17 protein-coding genes are annotated in these 19497 nt (G+C 65.6%); 6 read left to right on the top strand and 11 right to left on the bottom strand.

Annotated elements, in window-relative coordinates; all coding sequences use genetic code 11:
- The first annotated feature begins 166 nt into the window (after nucleotides 1-166).
- On the top strand, nucleotides 167-787 hold the full coding sequence (locus MTX34_RS11660; protein WP_243593148.1) for an RDD family protein: 621 nt from the start codon (nucleotides 167-169) through the stop codon (nucleotides 785-787).
- A gap of 125 nt (nucleotides 788-912) precedes the next feature.
- Nucleotides 913-1986 (top strand): hypothetical protein, encoded by a 1074-nt coding sequence (locus MTX34_RS11655; protein WP_243609548.1) that lies wholly within the window; start codon nucleotides 913-915, stop codon nucleotides 1984-1986.
- Nucleotides 1987-2053: 67 nt separating this feature from the next.
- On the opposite strand, the gene aspS is transcribed toward MTX34_RS11655, so the two are convergent.
- Nucleotides 2054-3838, bottom strand: a complete 1785-nt coding sequence (gene aspS, locus MTX34_RS11650) for an aspartate--tRNA ligase (protein ID WP_243593150.1) — start codon at nucleotides 3836-3838, stop codon at nucleotides 2054-2056.
- Between the two features lie 169 nt (nucleotides 3839-4007).
- On the opposite strand from aspS, the gene MTX34_RS11645 reads away from it, so the two are divergent.
- Nucleotides 4008-4931, top strand: a complete 924-nt coding sequence (locus tag MTX34_RS11645; protein WP_243609547.1) for a neutral zinc metallopeptidase — start codon at nucleotides 4008-4010, stop codon at nucleotides 4929-4931.
- A gap of 11 nt (nucleotides 4932-4942) precedes the next feature.
- On the opposite strand, the gene MTX34_RS11640 is transcribed toward MTX34_RS11645, so the two are convergent.
- Nucleotides 4943-5971 carry an Rv2578c family radical SAM protein gene (locus MTX34_RS11640; RefSeq protein WP_243609546.1) on the bottom strand — a complete coding sequence of 343 codons (1029 nt, stop codon included), beginning with the start codon at nucleotides 5969-5971 and terminating at the stop codon, nucleotides 4943-4945.
- Between the two features lie 124 nt (nucleotides 5972-6095).
- Between MTX34_RS11640 and MTX34_RS11635 the strand changes: the two genes are divergently transcribed.
- On the top strand, nucleotides 6096-6566 hold the full coding sequence (locus MTX34_RS11635; protein ID WP_243593153.1) for a DUF3237 domain-containing protein: 471 nt from the start codon (nucleotides 6096-6098) through the stop codon (nucleotides 6564-6566).
- Nucleotides 6567-6573: 7 nt separating this feature from the next.
- On the opposite strand, the gene MTX34_RS11630 is transcribed toward MTX34_RS11635, so the two are convergent.
- Genes MTX34_RS11630 through MTX34_RS11620 form a run of 3 tightly spaced genes read right to left on the bottom strand, consistent with a single transcriptional unit; the run spans nucleotide 6574 to nucleotide 9183 of the window.
- The gene (locus MTX34_RS11630; RefSeq protein WP_243609545.1) at nucleotides 6574-7227 is read right to left on the bottom strand and encodes a hypothetical protein; all 654 of its coding nucleotides are present in this window, start codon (nucleotides 7225-7227) and stop codon (nucleotides 6574-6576) included.
- On the bottom strand, nucleotides 7217-8488 hold the full coding sequence (gene hisS / locus MTX34_RS11625; protein ID WP_243593155.1) for a histidine--tRNA ligase: 1272 nt from the start codon (nucleotides 8486-8488) through the stop codon (nucleotides 7217-7219). The genes MTX34_RS11630 and hisS overlap by 11 nt, the downstream gene beginning before the upstream one ends.
- 2 nt (nucleotides 8489-8490) lie before the next feature.
- Nucleotides 8491-9183 (bottom strand): MBL fold metallo-hydrolase, encoded by a 693-nt coding sequence (locus tag MTX34_RS11620; protein WP_243609544.1) that lies wholly within the window; start codon nucleotides 9181-9183, stop codon nucleotides 8491-8493.
- A gap of 191 nt (nucleotides 9184-9374) precedes the next feature.
- On the opposite strand from MTX34_RS11620, the gene MTX34_RS11615 reads away from it, so the two are divergent.
- The gene (locus MTX34_RS11615) at nucleotides 9375-10238 is read left to right on the top strand and encodes a peptidylprolyl isomerase (protein ID WP_243609543.1); all 864 of its coding nucleotides are present in this window, start codon (nucleotides 9375-9377) and stop codon (nucleotides 10236-10238) included.
- A complete protein-coding gene (locus MTX34_RS11610) occupies nucleotides 10235-11029 on the top strand; it encodes a peptidylprolyl isomerase (protein ID WP_243593158.1) in 795 nt (264 codons plus the stop codon). The genes MTX34_RS11615 and MTX34_RS11610 overlap by 4 nt, the downstream gene beginning before the upstream one ends.
- 67 nt (nucleotides 11030-11096) lie before the next feature.
- Here MTX34_RS11610 and MTX34_RS11605 read toward each other — a convergent pair whose 3' ends face one another.
- The 6 genes from MTX34_RS11605 to yajC all read right to left on the bottom strand — a co-directional run bounded on the left by MTX34_RS11605 (nucleotide 11097) and on the right by yajC (nucleotide 19454).
- Entirely contained in the window at nucleotides 11097-13352 is a 2256-nt protein-coding gene (locus MTX34_RS11605; protein WP_243609654.1) for a bifunctional (p)ppGpp synthetase/guanosine-3',5'-bis(diphosphate) 3'-pyrophosphohydrolase, read from the bottom strand.
- Between the two features lie 291 nt (nucleotides 13353-13643).
- A complete protein-coding gene (locus MTX34_RS11600) occupies nucleotides 13644-14183 on the bottom strand; it encodes an adenine phosphoribosyltransferase (protein ID WP_243593160.1) in 540 nt (179 codons plus the stop codon).
- Nucleotides 14180-15883, bottom strand: coding sequence for an ABC transporter substrate-binding protein (locus tag MTX34_RS11595; RefSeq protein WP_243609542.1), 1704 nt, complete (start codon nucleotides 15881-15883; stop codon nucleotides 14180-14182). The genes MTX34_RS11600 and MTX34_RS11595 overlap by 4 nt, the downstream gene beginning before the upstream one ends.
- A gap of 24 nt (nucleotides 15884-15907) precedes the next feature.
- Nucleotides 15908-17089 carry a protein translocase subunit SecF gene (gene secF, locus MTX34_RS11590; RefSeq protein WP_243593162.1) on the bottom strand — a complete coding sequence of 394 codons (1182 nt, stop codon included), beginning with the start codon at nucleotides 17087-17089 and terminating at the stop codon, nucleotides 15908-15910.
- Between the two features lies 1 nt (nucleotide 17090).
- Nucleotides 17091-18881 (bottom strand): protein translocase subunit SecD, encoded by a 1791-nt coding sequence (secD, locus tag MTX34_RS11585; protein WP_243609541.1) that lies wholly within the window; start codon nucleotides 18879-18881, stop codon nucleotides 17091-17093.
- A gap of 162 nt (nucleotides 18882-19043) precedes the next feature.
- Nucleotides 19044-19454: a preprotein translocase subunit YajC gene (gene yajC, locus MTX34_RS11580; RefSeq protein WP_243593164.1), complete on the bottom strand. Its 411-nt coding sequence runs from the start codon at nucleotides 19452-19454 to the stop codon at nucleotides 19044-19046.
- Between the last annotated feature and the right edge of the window lie 43 nt (nucleotides 19455-19497).

Below are 19497 nucleotides of genomic sequence, written 5' to 3'. Positions count from 1 at the left end.
CAACCCTAGTAGGACGGGGCCCGGTGCGCTCGGCGAGGAATCGTGTCCGAAACGTGCACCCCGATGACGTGTGTAGTGCTTGACACGCACTTCGTGCTGCGGTTCGCTCAGCGGGAATCGAGTCTTCGTTCGACGCACGCCACACTTTGCAACCAAAGGGAATCTCGTGAGCGACAATCCACCCAACGGACCGCAGTACGGCTCCGATCCGAACCAACCCCAGTACCCCACCGATCCAGCCTCCGGATACCCGCCGCCCGGCAACTACCCACCACCCGGTAGCTATCCACCCCCTGGCAACTATCCACCACCGCCGGTCGGCGGTAACGCAGCGTTCGGAATGGGCTCGCAGCTGCCCGGCGGCGCGCAGCCCGGCAGCCTCGGGTCTCGTTTCGCGGCGCGCTTCGTGGACGGACTGATTCTGGCGGTCGTCCAGGTCATCCTGTACGTGATTCTCCCGAGCGGGTTCATCGGGTCATTCTTGTTCGGTCTCGCGTCCGCGCTCCTCGGGTTCGCCTACTTCACGCTGCTCGAGTCCTCCCGCGGCCAGACATTCGGTAAGCAGGCTCTCGGCCTGCGCACCGTCGGCGCAGGAGGCGGACTGCCCACTCAGGCCGAGGCGGCCAAGCGCAACGCCTTCCTGCTGCTGAACATCGTGCCGCTGCTCGGCACCGTCCTGCTCATCGTGGCGTACATCGGCATTGCCGTGACCATCAATTCGAGCCCCACCAAGCAGGGCAAGCACGACGAGCTCGCCGGCGGAACCCAGGTCATCAGCGTCTCGTAACACCCCGTCCACGCACGAGCGGACCTCCTGAATTCAGGAGGCCCGCTCGTCTGCGTTCGGGTGTTCCATGGCCTCGGCGCCCTGAAGTACCCACACTGCTCCCGACGACAGACCAGGAGAACGACGTGAGCGACAATCCGAACGACGGACCGCGGCCCGGCGAGGGATCCGATCCCGACCGCCCCGAGACGCCGAACACTCCCCCGGCGAACACCCCGCCACCCTCGGGTGGTCATTACCCACCCCCGCCCGGAAATTACCCGCCACCCGGTAGCTACCCGCCTCCCGGCGGGAACTATCCACCACAGGGCAACTACCCACCGCAGGGCGGCTATCCACCTTCCGGTGGTTACCCACCACCTGGTGGCTACCCACCCCCGCCCGGTAACTACCCACAGCAGGGCGGCGCACCCGGCGGCTATCCACCGCCTCCCGGGGCGTACCCGCCGCCGCCCGGCAACTACGGTAACTACGGCAACCAGGGCTACGGGCACGTGCCGCTCGGTCACAATCCCGGACGTCTCGACGTCGGTGCAGCGCTGAGCTACAGCTTCGACAAATTCAAGGCCAACGCAGGCCCGTGGGTCGGCATCACGGCCATCGTGTGGGCGGTCAGCGTCATCGGTCTCGTCCTGATCTTCGCGTCGACGTTCACCGCAGCAATGGTGGCAGCCGACAGCGGTGACACGACGTTCACGACCACGACATCCGGGGTGGCCATCGTCATGACGGCCATCGCCACGTTCGCGTCGTATTTCGTCAACGCCGCCTACGTTCGAGGAGCACTGGACGAGACCGGCGCTCCGCAGAAGCCATCGTTCGGTAGGTTCTTTCAACTCACCAACGTCGGGCAGATCGCCGTCCTGGCGTTGATCTGGACCGTCGTCAGCGTGATGTTGAGTTTCGTCCCGTTCCTCGGAACGGTCCTTCTGATCGTGATCGGCTTCCTGGCCAACTTCGCGCTGACGTTCCTGATCGATCGCAACCAGACGGCGATCGAATCCATCAAGTCCAGTGTCGACCTCACGGTGAAGAATTTCGGCCCGATGTTGCTGCTTCTGCTTCTGTTGGCCGCAATCAACATCGTCGGTGTTCTGCTGTGCGGACTCGGTCTGCTCGTCACCATCCCGATCTCGGTGATCGCCACCAACTACGCCTACCGCGTGCTCACCGGTGGGCCGCTGTCCCCCGCGCGCTGATCTGCTCCGAACAAGCGAATGTCCCCGTTACGCACAGCGTTACGGGGACATTCTCTTTCGAACCTGCTCAGGCCTCGGCCGGTTCTTCCTTCTTCTCCGGCTTGAAGTCGACGCCCGATTCCTTACGCTGCTGCGGCGTGATCGGTGCGGGCGCGTCGGTCAACGGGTCGATTCCACCGCCGGACTTGGGGAACGCGATGACCTCACGGATGGAATCGACTCCGGCGAGCAGCGCAGTGATGCGATCCCAGCCGAACGCGATGCCGCCGTGCGGCGGTGCGCCGTAGGAGAAGGCGTCGAGGAGGAAGCCGAACTTCTCCTGAGCTTCTTCCTTGCCGATACCCATGATCGCGAAGACCCGTTCCTGAATGTCCTTGCGGTGGATACGAATACTGCCGCCGCCGATCTCGTTGCCATTGCAGACGATGTCGTAGGCGTAGGCCAGAGCAGATCCGGGGTCGGTGTCGAAGGTTTCCATCGACTCCGGCTTCGGCGATGTGAAGGCATGGTGCACTGCAGTCCACGCTCCGGATCCGACGGCTACGTCACCACTGGCCGTGGCGTCGGACGTGGGCTCGAACAGCGGAGCGTCGACGACCCACACGAACGCCCAAGCCTTCGGGTCGATCAGGTCGAGCTTGCGGGCGATCTCGCCGCGCACGGCACCGAGCAATCCACGTGATGCCTTGATCGGGCCCGCGGAGAAGAAGATCGCATCGCCGTTGTTCGCACCGACGTGGGCGGCGAGGCCGTCGCGCTCGGCGTCGGTCAGGTTCTTGGCAACCGGGCCACCCAACGTGCCGTCCTCACCGACGAGAACGTACGCGAGACCCTTGTGGCCGCGCTGCTTGGCGAACTCCTGCCACCGGTCCAACTGCTTGCGGGGCTGCGATGCACCACCGGGCATCACGACCGCACCGACGTACGGGGCCTGGAACACACGGAACGTGGTCTCGGAGAAGAAGTCCGTGCATTCGACCAATTCGATGTCGAAGCGGAGATCGGGCTTGTCGGAACCGTAGCGACGCATCGCCTCGGCGTAGGTGATCCGTGGAATCGGCGCCGTGAAGTGGTGGCCGACGAGCTTCCACAGCGACGCCAGAATCTCCTCGGCCAGCAGGATGACGTCGTCCTGGGTGACGAAGCTCATCTCGACGTCGAGCTGGGTGAACTCCGGCTGACGGTCGGCGCGGAAATCCTCGTCTCGGTAGCACCGGGCAATCTGGTAGTAGCGCTCGATACCGCCGACCATCAGCAGCTGCTTGAACAGCTGCGGGCTCTGCGGCAGAGCGTAGAAGCTACCGGGCTGCAATCTCGCCGGTACCAGGAAGTCGCGGGCTCCCTCGGGGGTGGATCGCGTCAGGGTCGGAGTTTCGACCTCGACGAATTCGTGGTGCGCGAGCACCGACCGGGCGGCCGCGTTGACGTGCGAGCGCAGGCGAATGGCCTGCCCCGGGCCCTCGCGACGAAGATCGAGGTAGCGGTACTTCAGACGCGCTTCCTCGCCCGGCTGGTCGTCGAGCTGGAACGGCAGGGGCGCGGCCTCGGACAGGACCTCGATCTCGGAGGCCTCGACCTCGATCGCACCGGTCGGAATCTCGTAGTTGGCGTTGCCCTCGGGGCGCCCCTCGACCTTGCCGGTCACCTTCACGACGTATTCGGCGCGCAGGCGATGAGCCTGCTCGAGAGCAGCACCCTCGCGGAAGACGACCTGGGACACACCGGACGCGTCGCGCAGATCGATGAAGATGACGCCGCCGTGATCGCGTCGACGGGCCACCCATCCCGTCAGCGTCACGGTTCGGTCGACGTGCTCGGGGCGTAATGAGCCGGCGAGGTGGGTGCGCAGCACGGGTGTCCTTTCGAGAAAAATCCGCTGATCGTGTTCTTCGCTCACCGATCCTACGGAGCACATGACCGTAGAAGGAAACGAGATCGCGACGCGGCATGCGAAGCTATGGCCGACAGCAGCGATGTGCGTTCTCGCCACAGGTGGGAGCTCGGCGGAGAGGAACTCGGGCATGACCTTCAGAGAAGGTTCTCGGATGGAGCGGGGCCGAGTCTCCGTCGGCGGCAGCGGGGGCGGCGGACGCGGTGGCAAACTGGCCATCGGCGGTGGTGCAGGCGGCCTGATCATCATCGTCATCGCACTGCTCTTCGGCGGAGATCCCGGCTCGATTCTCAATCAGATCAGTGGCGGCGACAGCTCTGCAGGGCAGGTCGACTCCGGCACCGCGGGGACCCTAGAGGGCTGCGAGACCGAGGCGGAGGCGAACAGCCAGATCGACTGCCGTATCGGATTCACGGTGTCGAGTCTGGACACCGTCTGGGAAGCTCAGCTGCAAGCGCAGACCGGCGTCGCCTACGTTCAGCCTGAAGTGCGGTTGTTCTCGGGAGCAACGAACACCGGCTGCGGCAACGCCACCAGCGCCGTCGGGCCCTTCTACTGCCCGGCCGATTCCACCGCCTACTTCGACACGAGCTTCTTCCAGGTTCTCGTCGACCAGTTCGGCTCCAGCAGCGGCCCATTGGCGCAGGAGTACGTAGTAGCGCACGAGTTCGGCCACCACCTGCAGAACCAGCTGGGTGACATCGGCCGCGCGCAGGCCGATCCGCAGGGACCCGAGTCCGGTGGCGTCAAGGTGGAGTTGCAGGCCGACTGCTACGCGGGAATCTGGGCGCATTACGCAGCCGACACGATCGATCCGGACACCGGGGTTCCGTTCCTCGAGCCGCTGACCGCGACCGACATCGACGACGCCCTGTCGGCGGCATCGTCGGTGGGCGACGATCGCATTCAGCAGGCATCCACGGGCAGCGTCAACCCCGAGGGCTGGACGCACGGCTCGTCTGCGCAGCGACAGGCCTGGTTCACCGCGGGCTACGAGACCGGACAGGTGGCGGCCTGCGACACGTTCTCGGCACGCGACCTCGACAATCCCTGAACCGATGCCGGTCAGAACAAGGTGAGAGCCGGACCTGAGGTCACCAGTTCTCGGGGTTCGGCGGGCTCGTTCGCGGGCAGCGAGCGGGTCTGCTCTGCGGCGAACCCGTAGGTGTCGAGCAGCGGGTCGATTCTCGCTTTCAGCCACTGCTTGTATTCCGGTGTCACGTACGCGCCGTGCCCGTAGAGCTGTCGATATCTACGTACCAAGGCAGGGTGTTCTTTCACCAGCCAACTCATGTACCAGTCCTTGGTGCTCGAACGCAGATGCATCGGCAGCGCCGTCACGGTGGTCGCACCCGCCTCGGCCAAGGCACCGATGAGGCCGTCCAGTTGCTTGGCCCCGTCGGTGAGAAACGGGATGACCGGTGCCACCAGAACGCCGCACTCGAGGCCCGCGTCGCGGACAGCTCGAACGAGATCCAATCTCGCTCGCGGACTCGGTGTTCCGGGCTCTAGCTGCTTCTGCAGGTCGGCGTCGTGAATCGCGAGGCTGATGCTCACATGCACGTCCACCTGCCGCGCGGCCAATGTCAGCAACGGTAAATCGCGCCGCAGCAGTGTGCCCTTGGTGAGAATCGAGAACGGCGTCCCGGATTCGGTCAATGCGCGAATGATGCCGGGCATCAACCGATATCGACCCTCGGCGCGCTGATAGGGGTCGGTGTTGGTGCCGAGCGCCACCGGCTCCCGCTTCCACGAACGACGCGCAAGCTCCTTACGCAACACTGCCGCGACATTCGTCTTGACGACAATCTGCGAATCGAAATCGTTGCCGGAGTCCAGATCCAGATATTCGTGCGTCGGGCGCGCGAAGCAGTATCGACACGCATGCGAGCACCCCCGCATCGGGTTGACGGTCCACGAGAACGGAACCTGCGACTCGCCCGGAACCTCGTTCAAGGCACTTTTGCACAGCACCTCGTGGAAGGTGATGCCCTCGAACTCGGGCGTCTGCACGCTGCGGACCAGCCCCGACCGCTCCAGCCCCGGTAACGCCCCGTCGTCCGCGGCGTCGAGAGTCTGACCGGCCCATCGCATGCACACAGTCGAACATTTGTTCTATGTCGTGTCAAGGCCGACTCACCCCATACGATCCCAGCTCGGGTGAGGCCGTCGGAACGCGATAGCGTAGGCCCCCAGTCGATCCTAGGAGTGCAGCGCCGTGACCGCCCCGAACACACCGACCCTCGAACCCATTCTGCGTCTCGGCCTCACACTCGGACCGGCGCTCGGCATCGGCTCGGTGCCCGAGGGCGAGCGGGTGGTCACCACAGTGCTCGGCGGTGCAGCTCCCGGTCCCGACATCGAGGGAACCCTCGCAGCCGGGTCGACCGTCGTCAGCGTGACGCGGTCCGACGGATGCACCGAATTCAGTAGCGACCTCGTTCTCGAACTGGCAACCGGCGGTTACCTTTCGCTCGACTACCGCGGAGTTCAGTTCGGCCCGGCCGAGGTCATCGACGCTCTGAACGATCCCGAGCGTGAAGTGGATCCCGCCACGTACTACTTCCGCGGCACCCTGCGCGTGTCGACCGCGGTGCCGAAGTTCACCTATCTCAACCGCGCACTCGTCGTCACGTCCGGCTCCCGCTCGGCCGAGGCCGTCGTGCTCGACGCATTTCTGGTCACCTGACCGCGGCTCAGTCGAGGAGCTGGGCGACCTCACGGTCGGTCAGCGTCGCCTGCGGAGTTCGTCCTTTACTACGGACGAGTTCGACAGCCCGATAGAGCGGCCGTTGGTCGAGTCCGGCATCGCGTGCCTCGGCGCGCAGCTGATCCACCAGCACCGATGCGATCGCCGCGGCGGGCACCAACTCGGTGGTCCACAGCGAGTCGGCGAGGGTGCGTAGCGCGAGAATCGGCAGTTCGCGGCCACTATCCCTTGTGTAGAGGGCAAGTGGAACGACGATGTGTGTTCGTCCGTCGTAGAGCCGCAGCGAGATCTGATCGATTCCGGCCGTCCGAATCGTCAGTTCGGCCGTCACCACCTCCGGCATCTTCAGCCGGCGCGTGCGCATCCCTCGGGCACAGAGTTGCGGGCCGTCGAGCCACACTCGTCGGCGCAGACCCAGCCACCCCGACAGTGCACCGGGTCCGCCGACGATGACCCCGACGAGAACCGCAACCCACACCGGTACGAACAGCGCCATGACGACGGCGAGAACGATCCCGATCGCAGCCGACCCGACCATGATCTTGCGCAGGCGCGGTGCCAGGAACTCCATCGAGACAAGGTCGAGCGCTACCGGCCCCGCGTTGGACCGAGAGTCACCGGGCCGAGGGTCACCGGCCAAGGCGCGCTCCGAGGGCGTCGACCACGTCGGCCATCGGAACGGTGTCCTGCTCGCCGTTCGAAAGGTCTTTCATCAGCACCGATTCCGCAGCCAGTTCCTGATCACCGAGCACCAACGCGAACCGCGCTCCGGATCGGTCGGCGGCCTTCATGGCACCCTTGATTCCGCGATTTCCGTAGGCCATGTCCACGGCTATTCCGCGTTCGCGCAGCTGAGCCGCGATGTCGACGATCGCCAGCTTGGCACCGGCACCCATCGGAACGCCGAAGACCTGGCACCGTGCCGTCGCGCCCGCGGTCTTGCCTTCGGCGGCGAGCGCCAACACGGTGCGATCGACGCCGAGGCCGAACCCGATTCCCGAGAGCGCCTGCCCGCCGAGCTGTTCCATCAATCCGTCGTAGCGTCCACCGCCGCCGATGCCCGATTGCGCGCCGAGCCCGTCGTGCACGAATTCGAACGTCGTCTTGGTGTAGTAGTCCAGCCCGCGCACCATCCGTGGGTTGACCAGGTACGGCACATTCATCACGTCCAGGTATGCCAGCACCTCGTCGAAGTGCTCCTTCGCCGAAACGGAGAGGTGATCGAGCATCAGCGGCGCATCAGCGGTCATCGCGCGCACTTCCGGCCGCTTGTCGTCGAGGACCCGCAGCGGGTTGATCTCGGCACGCCGACGGGTGTCCTCGTCGAGGGGAAGCGCGAAGAGGAACTGCTGCAACAGCTCTCGGTACTGCGGGCGGCACGTGTCGTCACCGAGCGAGGTGATCTCGAGCCGGAACCCGGTGAGCCCGAGTGCCCGGAAACCGGCGTCGGCCACGGCGATCACCTCGGCGTCCAACGCCGGGTCGTCGACGCCGATCGCCTCGACTCCCACCTGCTGAAGCTGCCGGTACCGACCGGCCTGCGGGCGCTCGTAGCGGAAGAACGGCCCGGCGTAGGCCAGCTTGACCGGCAGCGCTCCCCTATCCAATCCGTGCTCGATCACCGCGCGCATGACGCCCGCCGTGCCTTCGGGTCGCAACGTCACCGACCGGTCTCCACGATCGGAGAAGGTGTACATCTCCTTGCTCACCACATCGGTCGACTCCCCGACCCCGCGGGCGAACAGGCCCGTGTCCTCGAAGATCGGCAGTTCGATATGGCCGTAGCCGGCGTTGCGGGCCGCGTCGAGCAGCCCTTCGCGTACGGCGACGAACTCGGCCGAGTTGGGTGGGAAGTAATCGGGAATGCCCTTGGGCGCGGAAAATGCGGTCGGCTTGCTCACGCTCACAGCCTTCCTTGCTCGGGGTCGGTGAGTCCAACGAGGAACGGGTTGGTCCCGCGCTCCTGGCCGATCGAACTCTGTCCGCCGTGCCCCGGGAGCACAACAGTGTCGTCGCTCAGCGGTAGCAGCCGAGTAGCGATGGACCGCAGCAGTTGCTCGTGATCACCGCCGGGCAGATCGGTGCGCCCGATCGATCCAGCGAAGAGGGTGTCACCGGTCAGTGCCAGCGGAACCGAGCCGTCGGGCCCGTCAGCGTGGGCGAGGAACACCACCGATCCCTGGGTGTGCCCGGGAGTGTGCACCACCGTGATCTCGATTCCGGCGAGTTCGAGCCGTTGGCCGTCGGTGAACTCGATCACCTCGGCCGGTTCGTGGAACTCGAGGTCGCCGAGCACGGCGGCCAACGTCGGGCCCGTTCCCTTGACCGGATCGGCCAGCATGTAGCGGTCCTCGGGTGCGATGTACGCCGGAATGCCGTACTTTGCGCAGATCGGCTCCACCGACCACGTGTGGTCCAGATGTCCGTGCGTGAGCAGAACTGCGGTGGGGGCGAGCGAGGACTGCGTCAGAAAGTCGATGAGCGGATCCGCTGCGTCCTGACCGGGATCGACGACGACACACTCGGACGCGTCGTCCTGGGCCAGGATGTAACAGTTCGTCTGAAACATGCCTGCGGGGAATCCGGTGACGAGCAAGACAAACGCTCCTAAAGGCTGAGGCCGAAGTACCGAGCAAGCTTAGTAGGGCCGCTCCCGGCGGGTCCCCCCAGCATGCTCTCAGGCGGTGATGGCAAACTCGCGTTGGCCGATTCTCGGCCGGTTACCACACGATCGGTCCGTGCAGCGAGCGGGCGAGGTCGCTTTTCGACAAGCGGGAGGAACACGAATTGCCCAGCAACGAGCAACGGCGCGAGGCTGCCAAACGAAAGCTCGAACGCCAACTCGTCCGCCGCGCGGAGCGAGCGCGGCGTCGTAAGCAATTGACGATCGCCGGTTCCATTCTCGGCGTCGTCGCGGTCGTGGCCGTCGTCTCGGTCGTGTTCGTGGTGACCCGAGGTGACGACGACGCGAGCACCGCGCAGGAATCGACCACGTCGGCGCCCGCCGATTCCCTCATCGCAGCGGGACGCACCGAGCCCTTGCCCGAGACCGTGAACTGCTCCTATCCCGCTGCGACACAGCCGGCGGCCAAGGAGAACACTCCACCGCGCACCGACAACGTGCCCACCAGCGACGAGCCGCTGAGCTACAGCATGGAAACCACCGCGGGCAATATCGGGCTGACGCTGAACAACCCCGAGTCTCCGTGCACGGTCAACAGCTTCGTCTCGCTCGCCAACCAGGGCTACTTCGACGGCACCACCTGCCACCGCCTCACCACGGGTGCGGGCCTGCAGGTTCTCCAATGTGGGGATCCCACGGGCACCGGCTCCGGTGGGCCGGGGTACCAGTTCGCCGACGAATTCCCCACCGATACGTTCGCCGAGGGCGACCCAGCTGCCCAGTCCCCGATCGCCTACCCACGCGGAACGCTGGCCATGGCCAACGCCGGCCCGGGTACCAACGGCAGCCAGTTCTTCCTCGTCTACGGCGATTCCGAACTGCCGCCCGCTTACACCGCGTTCGGCACCATCGACGAGACCGGACTCGCCACCCTCGACGCCATCGCAGCCAAGGGTGTGGAGGGCGGCGTATCCGATGGAGCCCCCGCCGAACCGGTCGACATCACGACCATGCTGAGCGACCTGTGAACCGGACCTCCGCCCTGACCATCGCTGTGTCTGCCACTGCGCTGGTGCTGGCAGGTTGTTCCGGTTCGGCCGAGCCTGCCGCGGTGCCGGCCACCACGACGTCGGCATCGACGACCACGACCGCGGCCCCCACGCCGCGGCCTGCGCTCGACCTGTCCCGCTTCGGCACCTTGCCGCCCGTGCCGCAGCCGACGACCGATACGGTGTCCTGCGCATATCCGGAGGAGTCTCCGGCCGCCAAGGAAGTCGACGCTCCTGCGGCCGAGAACATCGACGTGTACGGAATCGTCGATGTGACGTTGTCCACCAATCAAGGTCCGATCGCCATCTCGCTCGACCGGACCCAGGCACCGTGCACGGTGAACAGCGTCGTCGGCCTCGTCCAACAGGGGTATTTCGACGGCTCTCCCTGCCACCGATTGACGACCTCACCGGGCCTGGAGGTTCTGCAGTGCGGCGATCCGTCCGGCTCCGGTCGCGGTGGACCGGGATACACGTTCGCCAACGAGTACCCCACCACGGCGTACGCCGATGATCCGGCGCAGGCCCAGAATCCGGTGGTCTACCCCCGCGGAACGCTCGCCATGGCCAATGCCGGCCCGGACACCAATGGCAGCCAGTTCTTCCTGGTGTACGCCGATTCGGTGCTGCCGCCCCAGTACACGGTGTTCGGCACCATCTCGGACGCCGGACTGCAAACCCTCGACGCGATCGCAGCGGGCGGGGTCACCGGTGGTTCGGAGGACGGCGCGCCGGCAAATCCGGTGATCGTGGAATCGGCAACGGTGTAGCTCGATTCGAACGACGAGAGGGTGAGCAGAGATTCTCTGCTCACCCTCTCGTCGTTGTCGGGGCCGCTCAGGCGGCCGATGTCAGTCGATACACGTCGTACACGCCCTCGACGTTGCGCACCACGTTCAGCACATGCCCGAGATGCTTGGGATCGCCCATCTCGAACGTGAACTTGCTGATCGCAACCCGATCCCCCGAGGTGGCCACAGACGCCGAGAGAATGTTGACCTTTTCGTCGGCGAGTGCCTTGGTGACGTCGGAGAGGAGCCGGTGACGGTCCAGCGCCTCGATCTGTATCGCGACCAGAAACACCGACGACGCCGACGGTGCCCACTGAACCTCGATGAACCGCTCGGACTGCTCTTCGAGCGAGCGAGCGTTCGTGCAGTCGGTGCGGTGCACGCTGACCGATCCACCACGGGTGACGAATCCGAGGATCTCGTCTCCCGGCACCGGAGTACAGCATTTCGCCAGCTTGGCCACGACGCCTTCCGCACCGGTGACCAGAACTCCTGCGTCACCGACCTGGCGGGGTCGGGTCGGGATGGTCGACGGTGTCGACCGCTCCGCGAGCTCTTCCTCGACATCGCCGACGCCACCGAGATGAGCGACCAGCCGCTGCACCACGTGGCGGGCGGACACGTGGTTCTCTCCGACCGCGGTGTACAGGGCGGAGACGTCGACGTACCGCAGCTCGTGCGCGATCGCCGACATGGACTCGGCATTCATCAAGCGCTGCAACGGAAGTCCGCCTCGCCGAACCTCCTTGGCGATGCCGTCCTTGCCTGCCTCCAGAGCTTCTTCGCGGCGCTCCTTGGCAAACCACTGGCGAATCTTGGTCTTGGCTCGAGGTGAGGCGACGAAACCCTGCCAGTCCCGACTCGGGCCAGCGGTCGCAGCTTTCGAGGTGAACACCTCGACCACTTCACCGTTGTCGAGCGTGCGCTCCAGTGCGACGAGTCTGCCGTTGACCCGAGCGCCGATGCAGCGATGCCCCACCTCGGTGTGCACCGCGTAGGCGAAGTCGACCGGACACGATCCGGCAGGCAGGGTGACGACGTCCCCCTTGGGGGTGAAGACGAAGATCTCCTTGACCGCGAGGTCGTAGCGCAGCGATTCGAGGAACTCCCCCGGATCGGCGGCTTCCCGTTGCCAGTCGAGCAGCTGGCGCATCCACGCCATGTCGTCGACCTCGGCGTTGTCCTGCGAGTGCTTGCCCTTGGTCTCTTTGTACCGCCAGTGCGCAGCGATGCCGAATTCGGCTGTGCGGTGCATGTCCCGCGTACGAATCTGCACCTCGAGGGGCTTGCCCTCGGGTCCGATCACCGTCGTATGCAGCGACTGGTAGACGCCGTAGCGAGGCTGCGCGATGTAGTCCTTGAAGCGACCCGCCATCGGCTGCCATAGCGAATGCACGACGCCCACAGCGGCGTAGCAATCACGAACCTCGTCGCACAGAATGCGGACACCTACGAGGTCGTGAATGTCGTCGAAGTCGCGTCCCTTGACGATCATCTTCTGGTAGATCGACCAGTAGTGCTTCGGGCGACCCTCGACGACCGCGCTGATACGCGACGCGGAAAGGGTCGCATTGATCTCGGCCCGCACCTTCTCGAGGTAGGTGTCTCGGGACGGTGCACGATCGGCGACCAGACGCACGATCTCGTCGTACTTCTTGGGATGGAGTATGGCGAACGCGAGGTCTTCGAGTTCCCACTTGACCGTCGCCATGCCGAGCCGATGAGCAAGCGGCGCAATGACTTCCAGTGTTTCCTTGGCCTTGCGCGCCTGCTTCTCCGGGGGCAGGAAGCGCATCGTGCGCATGTTGTGCAGCCGGTCGGCGACCTTGATGACCAGTACCCGTGGGTCTCGCGCCATCGCAATGATCATCTTGCGGATGGTCTCGCCCTCGGCTGCAGTACCGAGTACCACCTTGTCGAGTTTGGTCACCCCATCCACGAGATGAGACACCTCGTCGCCGAACTCCTCGGTCAACTTCGCGAGCGAATACCCCGTGTCCTCGACGGTGTCGTGCAGGAGTGCCGCGACCAGAGTGGTCGTGTCCATGCCCAGCTCGGCCAGAATGTTGGCCACGGCGAGCGGATGCGTGATGTACGGGTCGCCGGACTTGCGCATCTGCGACGCGTGCAGTTCGTCTGCGACGTCGTAGGCCCGCTGCAGCAGCGTCAGGTCGGCTTTGGGATAGAGCTCGCGGTGCAGGCTGACCAGTGGCTCGAGCACCGGCTTCACCGCTGCGCTGCGGCCGGCGGTGATGCGGCGCGCCAGACGGGCTCGGACCCGCCGCGATGCCGACGTGGGCACGGGTGCCGAATTGCGTGTTCCCGACGGAGCCTGCGAACCGGTCGACGCCGGGTCCTGAGAAACCGGAGGTTCGACGGCCGCGCGGGAATCAACGGAGCCTTCGTCGGTCGTGACGACGTCGACACCGGTCCGATCGGTAACTGCGGTCGGATCGACAACTGCGGGCCGCTCGGGGGCGGCAGGCCGATCCGGCACGGGCTGATCGATGTAGCGGGTCACTCTCATCACCTCCTGCCACGCGTTCCGCGTTGTCGTCGGAACGTCAACGCATTGTGAAAGAGACTTTAGTCCTCATACTCGCACCAGGCAGTCGAGCGGGTAGCCACTGCACCGGTCTCGTCCGCCCAGAACGGCAATCTCGAGAACGACGGCAGCACCGGCGATCACCGCACCCTGCTCGGCCAACAACCGAGCCGCAGCATCGACGGTACCGCCGGTCGCCAGAACGTCGTCGACCACGAGAACTCGTTTTCCGGCCACATCGATCGCCGTCGGGATCTGCAACTCGGCCGTTCCGTACTCGAGGTCGTACGACCGTGAATGCACAGGAGGCGGCAATTTACCCGCCTTGCGCACCGCGAGCACACCGCACCCGAGTTCGAGGGCGACTCCTGCCCCCAGCAGAAATCCCCGCGCATCGATACCCGCCACCAGGTCGACGTCCTCGAAGCCCAGAGCCAGTTCCGACACGACGCTACGTAGCGCAAGGCCGTCGGCGAACACCGGTGTCAGATCCCCGAAGCGAACGCCGGGGACGGGAAAATCGTCGACCCACCGCGTCAGCCTGGTCACGGCTGCGGCGGCACCCACTCGATCGCCTGCATCGTTCATCGAAGAAGCACCCACCGATCCATGTTCCATCCGGCACCAGCTGCCGTCGGGTTGGGCACCACGTCCTGCATTCCGTCACTGACGACGGTGGTACGCGGCTCGTTGTACAGGGGAAGCGACGGCATGTCGTTCCACAGAATGTTCTCGCCCTCGGTGGCCAGTGCCAGTACCCGCTCGGGGTCATCGGTCACCGCCAACTGATCGACGATGGAATCGATCCTGCCGTTGCTGTAACCACCCACGTTCAGACCGATCCCCGTCCGCAACGAATACCGCGCAGTGACCGCGGCAGCCGAACCCGACGGTCCCGGTAGTGACCCGCTGCTACCGAGAACGGCATCCACCGCTCCGGCGCGCAGAGCAGACGGGGTGAAATCCGGTGAGCTCACGTCCTGCACGGTGATCCCCGCGGCGGCGCAATCGGCAGCCATCCGGCTCACCACCTGGGCCCGGCGTGCGTCCGGTCCCCGGTAGCCGACTCGGACGGTCAGGGCACTCTCGCCTGCGGCATCCAGTTCTCGGCTCGCCTGGTCGAGGTCCGAGCGCTGGTATCGATCTCCCACCGCTGTTGCGACCGACGGATACTCGAGCGTGTCGGGCTGGACGAGACGGGAGTCGACGACGCCCGAGCCCAGACCGGCCGATGCCGCGTCGAAGCCGGGATGACCCAGCGTGTCGAACAGGTCGGATCTCGGAATGCATGCGGCCACTGCCCGACGTGCGCTCGCCTCTGCCAGCACCCCCTGAGTTGCGAACGTCAGCTGCTCGACGCCTCGCGACGGTTCCTCGGTGGTCGTGAATCCCTCGGCGGCACCGAGATCGACGGCCCCGGCACCGTGGTCGACCACGTCCAGGGAGCCGTCCGTCGACTTCGCCGCCAGGTCGGCCCCCTTCGGCCAGACGACGACCCGCTCGGTCTCGGGTGGGATTCCCCACCAGGCGTCGTTGGCGACGAGGACGAGACCGTCCTCGGCGGTGTAGGAATCGATGATGTACGGACCGGCCGACGGCAGCAACGCGAGGTCGATCGAACCCGGCGTCAAGGTCCATCCGGTGTTCCAGAACTCGGCGATGCGGCTCACCACGTCGTCGTCCTCGGCCAGGACGGGATCGACGACGTTCGGCACGCCCGCAGCCCGAGCCGCGACATGGGCCGGGAGCAGGTCGGTGGCACCGAACAGAGCACGCCAGTTCTGGTAGCTGCGTCCAGGGGCGAAGACGACCGTGGCTTCCTTGGCTCCCGGGACGCAGTCGATGCGTTGGATGTCGGAGTAACCGGCCGTGGACGCCGCGTCGAACAGGGGGCCATCGGTGGCGAATCTGCCGCTGTTCGCCGCCCAGGCCAGCACCAGATCGTCGCAGGCCATCGGCGTGCCGTCCGAGTACGTCGCGGCGGGGGCGATGGAGTACTGCACGGTCAAGACGTCGCCGGGTACCACCGACACGGTGCCGATGTCGTTGTCCGACAATGCGTCTCCCTCGGGTCCGAGGTAGCTGAACCCCACCTGCACCCGAGTGAACGCCTGCCGGGCTCCCGACGCCGCGCCGTCGACGGTTCTCGCGTTGTAGGTGTTCACCACGTTGTCGAACGAATAGCCGATCGAGGGCACTTTGTCCTCGGCCGAGGAACACGCGGTGACGGATACTGCAGCGAGACCCGCCACCGCGAGTGCGGCGCTCCACCTGCGTTTCACGTGCACTCTCCGTCTCTGTCGAGGGTCGTCTTACCGGCGCTTCTTGTTCCGCTTCCCGGTGGGGCGATTGCCCGGCTGCGGAGTCGACGCCTTCGGAGCGGCGACGCCGACGGCCACCGGCTCCGGGGCGAGACCGGCCGCGCGAGCAGCCGCTTCGGCCCGTTTGGAGTGGACCTTTCGCGTGTGAACGGCGACAGGGCCCCACTTCTCCTTCAGCGTCACCAACAGCGGTGTGGCGAAGAAGATGGACGAGTAGGCACCGACGATCATGCCCACGAGCTGCACCAGCGCCAGATCCTTCAGCGTGCCGACTCCGAGCAGCCAGACCGCCACGACCATCAACGCCAACACCGGCAGCACGCCGATCACGGTCGTGTTGATCGAGCGCATCAGAGTCTGGTTGACGGCCAGGTTGGCCTGCTCCGCGAACGTCTTGCGGTGCAGATTGAGGATGCCGCGGGTGTTCTCTTCGACCTTGTCGAACACCACCACCGAGTCGTACAGGGAGAAACCGAGAATCGTGAGCAAGCCGATGACCGTCGCCGGAGTCACCTCGAAGCCCACGAGCGAGTACACGCCTGCGGTGACGACGAGGTCGAACGCCAGGGCAGCCAGAGACGCGAAGGCCATGTCCCGTTCGTATCGAACGGCGATGTAAATGCTGACGACAACCAGGAAGACCGCAAGCGCAATCAGGGCCTTCTGGGTGATCTGACTCCCCCAGGTCTCACTGACATCGGACACACTGATGGCGTTGGGTGTGGCGGTACCCGAGTTGTCCTGCGGCTGGAATGCCTCGAACAAGGCCTGACGCAGGCTGTCCACCTCGGCGGGGTCGAGTGCCTCGGAGCGGATCTGTACCGTTGCCGCAGCCCCGGACCCGACCGTCTGCACCGATACCGGCGGCATACCGAGAGAGTCGTTGTAGACGGTCTCGACCTGCTCGGTGGAGATGTTGTCGGCGGCGGGCAGAGCGATACGAGTTCCACCCTCGAAATCGATACCGAGGGTGAAGCCACGCACCAGGAAGCTCAGCAAGCACACCAGCACGATGACGCCGGTGAGGATGTAGTAGAACCGGCGACGACCGATGATGTCGAAGGCACCGGTGCCGGTGTACAGCCTGGACAGCCAGCTGTGCTTGGGCTGGGTGGACTGATCGACTCCCGAATCGTCGAGGGGCGATGGGGTCGACGTGGTCGTGTCCGACATGTCATGCCTCCTTCGACGGCGCAGTGCCGGTCTTCACGGCGAGAGCCTTGTTGGCCGCGCGCTTGCGCTCCGCAGCGATCTGCTGAACGGCACCGAGACCGTTGACGGACGGCTTGGACCAGAATTTGGACTTCGACGCCAGGTACACCAGCGGCCAGGTCACCAGCACCACGACGATGATGTCCAGGATCGTCGTCAATCCGAGGGTGAACGCGAACCCGCGGACCTGGCCCACGGCCAGCACGTAGAGCACCGCGGCCGCGATGAAGCTGACCGCGTTGCCCGACAGGATCGTCTTGCGTGCGCGCGCCCAACCACGAGGAACCGCAGATCGGAAACTGCGACCCTCACGGATCTCGTCCTTGATGCGCTCGAAGAACACGACGAACGAGTCCGCGGTCATACCGATACCGATGATCAGTCCGGCGATGCCGGCGAGGTCGAGAGTGAAGCTGATCCATCTACCCAACAGAACGATGATCCCGTAGACGACGAGACCGGCCAGCACCAGCGACATCGCCGTGAGCACGCCGAGGGCGCGGTAGTAGAGCAGGCAGTACACCAACACGAGCGCGAGACCGATGGCACCGGCGATCAGGCCGGCCTCGAGCGAAGCCAATCCCAGCGTTGCCGAGACCGTTTCGGCCTCCGAGGACACGAAGGACAACGGCAGGGAGCCGTACTTGAGGGTGTTGGCGAGCTCGGACGCGGTCTGGTTGTTGAAGTTGCCGGTGATCGAGGTGGCGCTGCCGGCGGGGGTGGCACCCTGGATGACCGGCGCGCTGATGACCTTCGAGTCCAGCACGAACGCGGCCTGCTTCTGCAGATTGGCCGCGGTGAACTGAGCCCAGGTGTTCGAGCCGTCCGTGTCGAACGTCAGGCTCACCTGGAACTGGGCCTGCTGACTGTCGAATCCTGAGGTCGCGTCGGAGATCTGCTGTCCGTCGATGATCGTGGGACCGAGTAGGTAGACGGCCGTTCCGTCGGTCGAGCACGCCACGAGGGGAAGCGCCGGATCGTCGTTTCCGGCGAGCGGATCGGCGGCGTTGCAGTCGAGAGACTGCATGGCCAACTGTTGGATCTGCGGATCCTCGCTCTGCCGGAGGGCTTTGGCGTCGGCGATCTCCTGGGCAGCACGCTCTGCATCGGACAGGTTCGCATCGGTGGCGGGATCGTCGGCCGCCGGTGCGTCGGTGGCCGGCTCACCGGTGGCGGGCGCATCCGTGGCGGGTGCGGGACTCGGATCGACCGTGGTGGGATCCTGCGCCGGGAACACCCGATTCTGCGGAGTTGCCGGATCTGCAGGCGCGGCCGGGTCAGCCGAAGCGGCCGGGTCCGCCGGTGCCGCAGGATCGACCGGCGCGGCCGGGTCGACCGGGGTCTGCTGTGTGCCTGCTCCTTGGCCCGCCGACGGAGCGACGGAGCTCACGACCGGCCGGATGAACAGACGCGCGGTCTGCCCGAGTGTGCGCGCCTGGGAGCTGTCGTCGCCGGGCACCGTGATGACGAGGTTGTCGCCGTCGATGACCACCTCGGAGCCCGAGACACCCAGCCCGTTGACGCGGGTCTCGATGATCTGCTGAGCCTGCTGCAGGCTGTCCTGCGTCGGCGCGTTGCCGTCGGGGGTCCGCGCGGTGAGTGTCACGCGCGTGCCGCCCTGCAGGTCGATTCCCAACTTCGGCGAGGGGTCTTTGTCTCCGGTGAAGAAGACCATGGCATACACCGCTGCCATCAGCACCGCGAAAACGGCGAGATAGCGGGCGGGTTGCACCGGTCCGCTGGAAGGTGCCACGGTGTGTGTTTCTCCTCTGAGGCGTTGGAAAGTGTCGGTTCCTGCAGGGCCTGGCGGCCCGATGTGTCAGCGGTGAGCGGTGCGATTGTGCACCACATCGGTCACCGCAGAGAAAACCGCTGCCGGATACTGTCTCCGACAGCGGTTTCGGTCACATCGTGCTCACTCTTTTTCGAGCCTCTTCGACGTCTGCTCGATGGTCTCGTCCGGCCGGCTCGCGTCTGTCTTGCTCAGGGACGGTCCCGCGGTGTCGTTCGAGCCCAGGGCCGCGATCTCCGCCTGGGTGGTGGCGTCGAGGTCGGTGTCGTCGAACTCGGAGTCGTCGGGGAGCACCTCACGTACGACTGCACGCGACCAGGTGGTGATGACGCCGTCGGCGATCTCCAGGTCGATCGTGTCGTCCTCGACGAGGACCACGCGGGCGTAGAGGCCGGCGGTGGTGACGACCTCGTCACCGATCTTCAGCGAGTCCTGCATTTCCGTTGTCTTGGCCAACACCTTCTTCTGTCGACGCGCATTGAGAAAGAGCGGAACCAGAAGGGCCACGATCAGCAGCGGAAACAGCAAATCCATCGGAAGGTCAGTCCTCGAAGTCGGGTTCGAAATACGTCATTGT

The sequence above is a fragment of the Rhodococcus sp. ARC_M5 genome, assembly GCF_022810405.1.
GTDB classification, from domain to species: domain Bacteria; phylum Actinomycetota; class Actinomycetes; order Mycobacteriales; family Mycobacteriaceae; genus Rhodococcoides; species Rhodococcoides navarretei.
The sequence above is the reverse complement of the archived record's forward strand: the minus strand, read 5'-3'. Positions and strand labels throughout refer to the sequence as shown.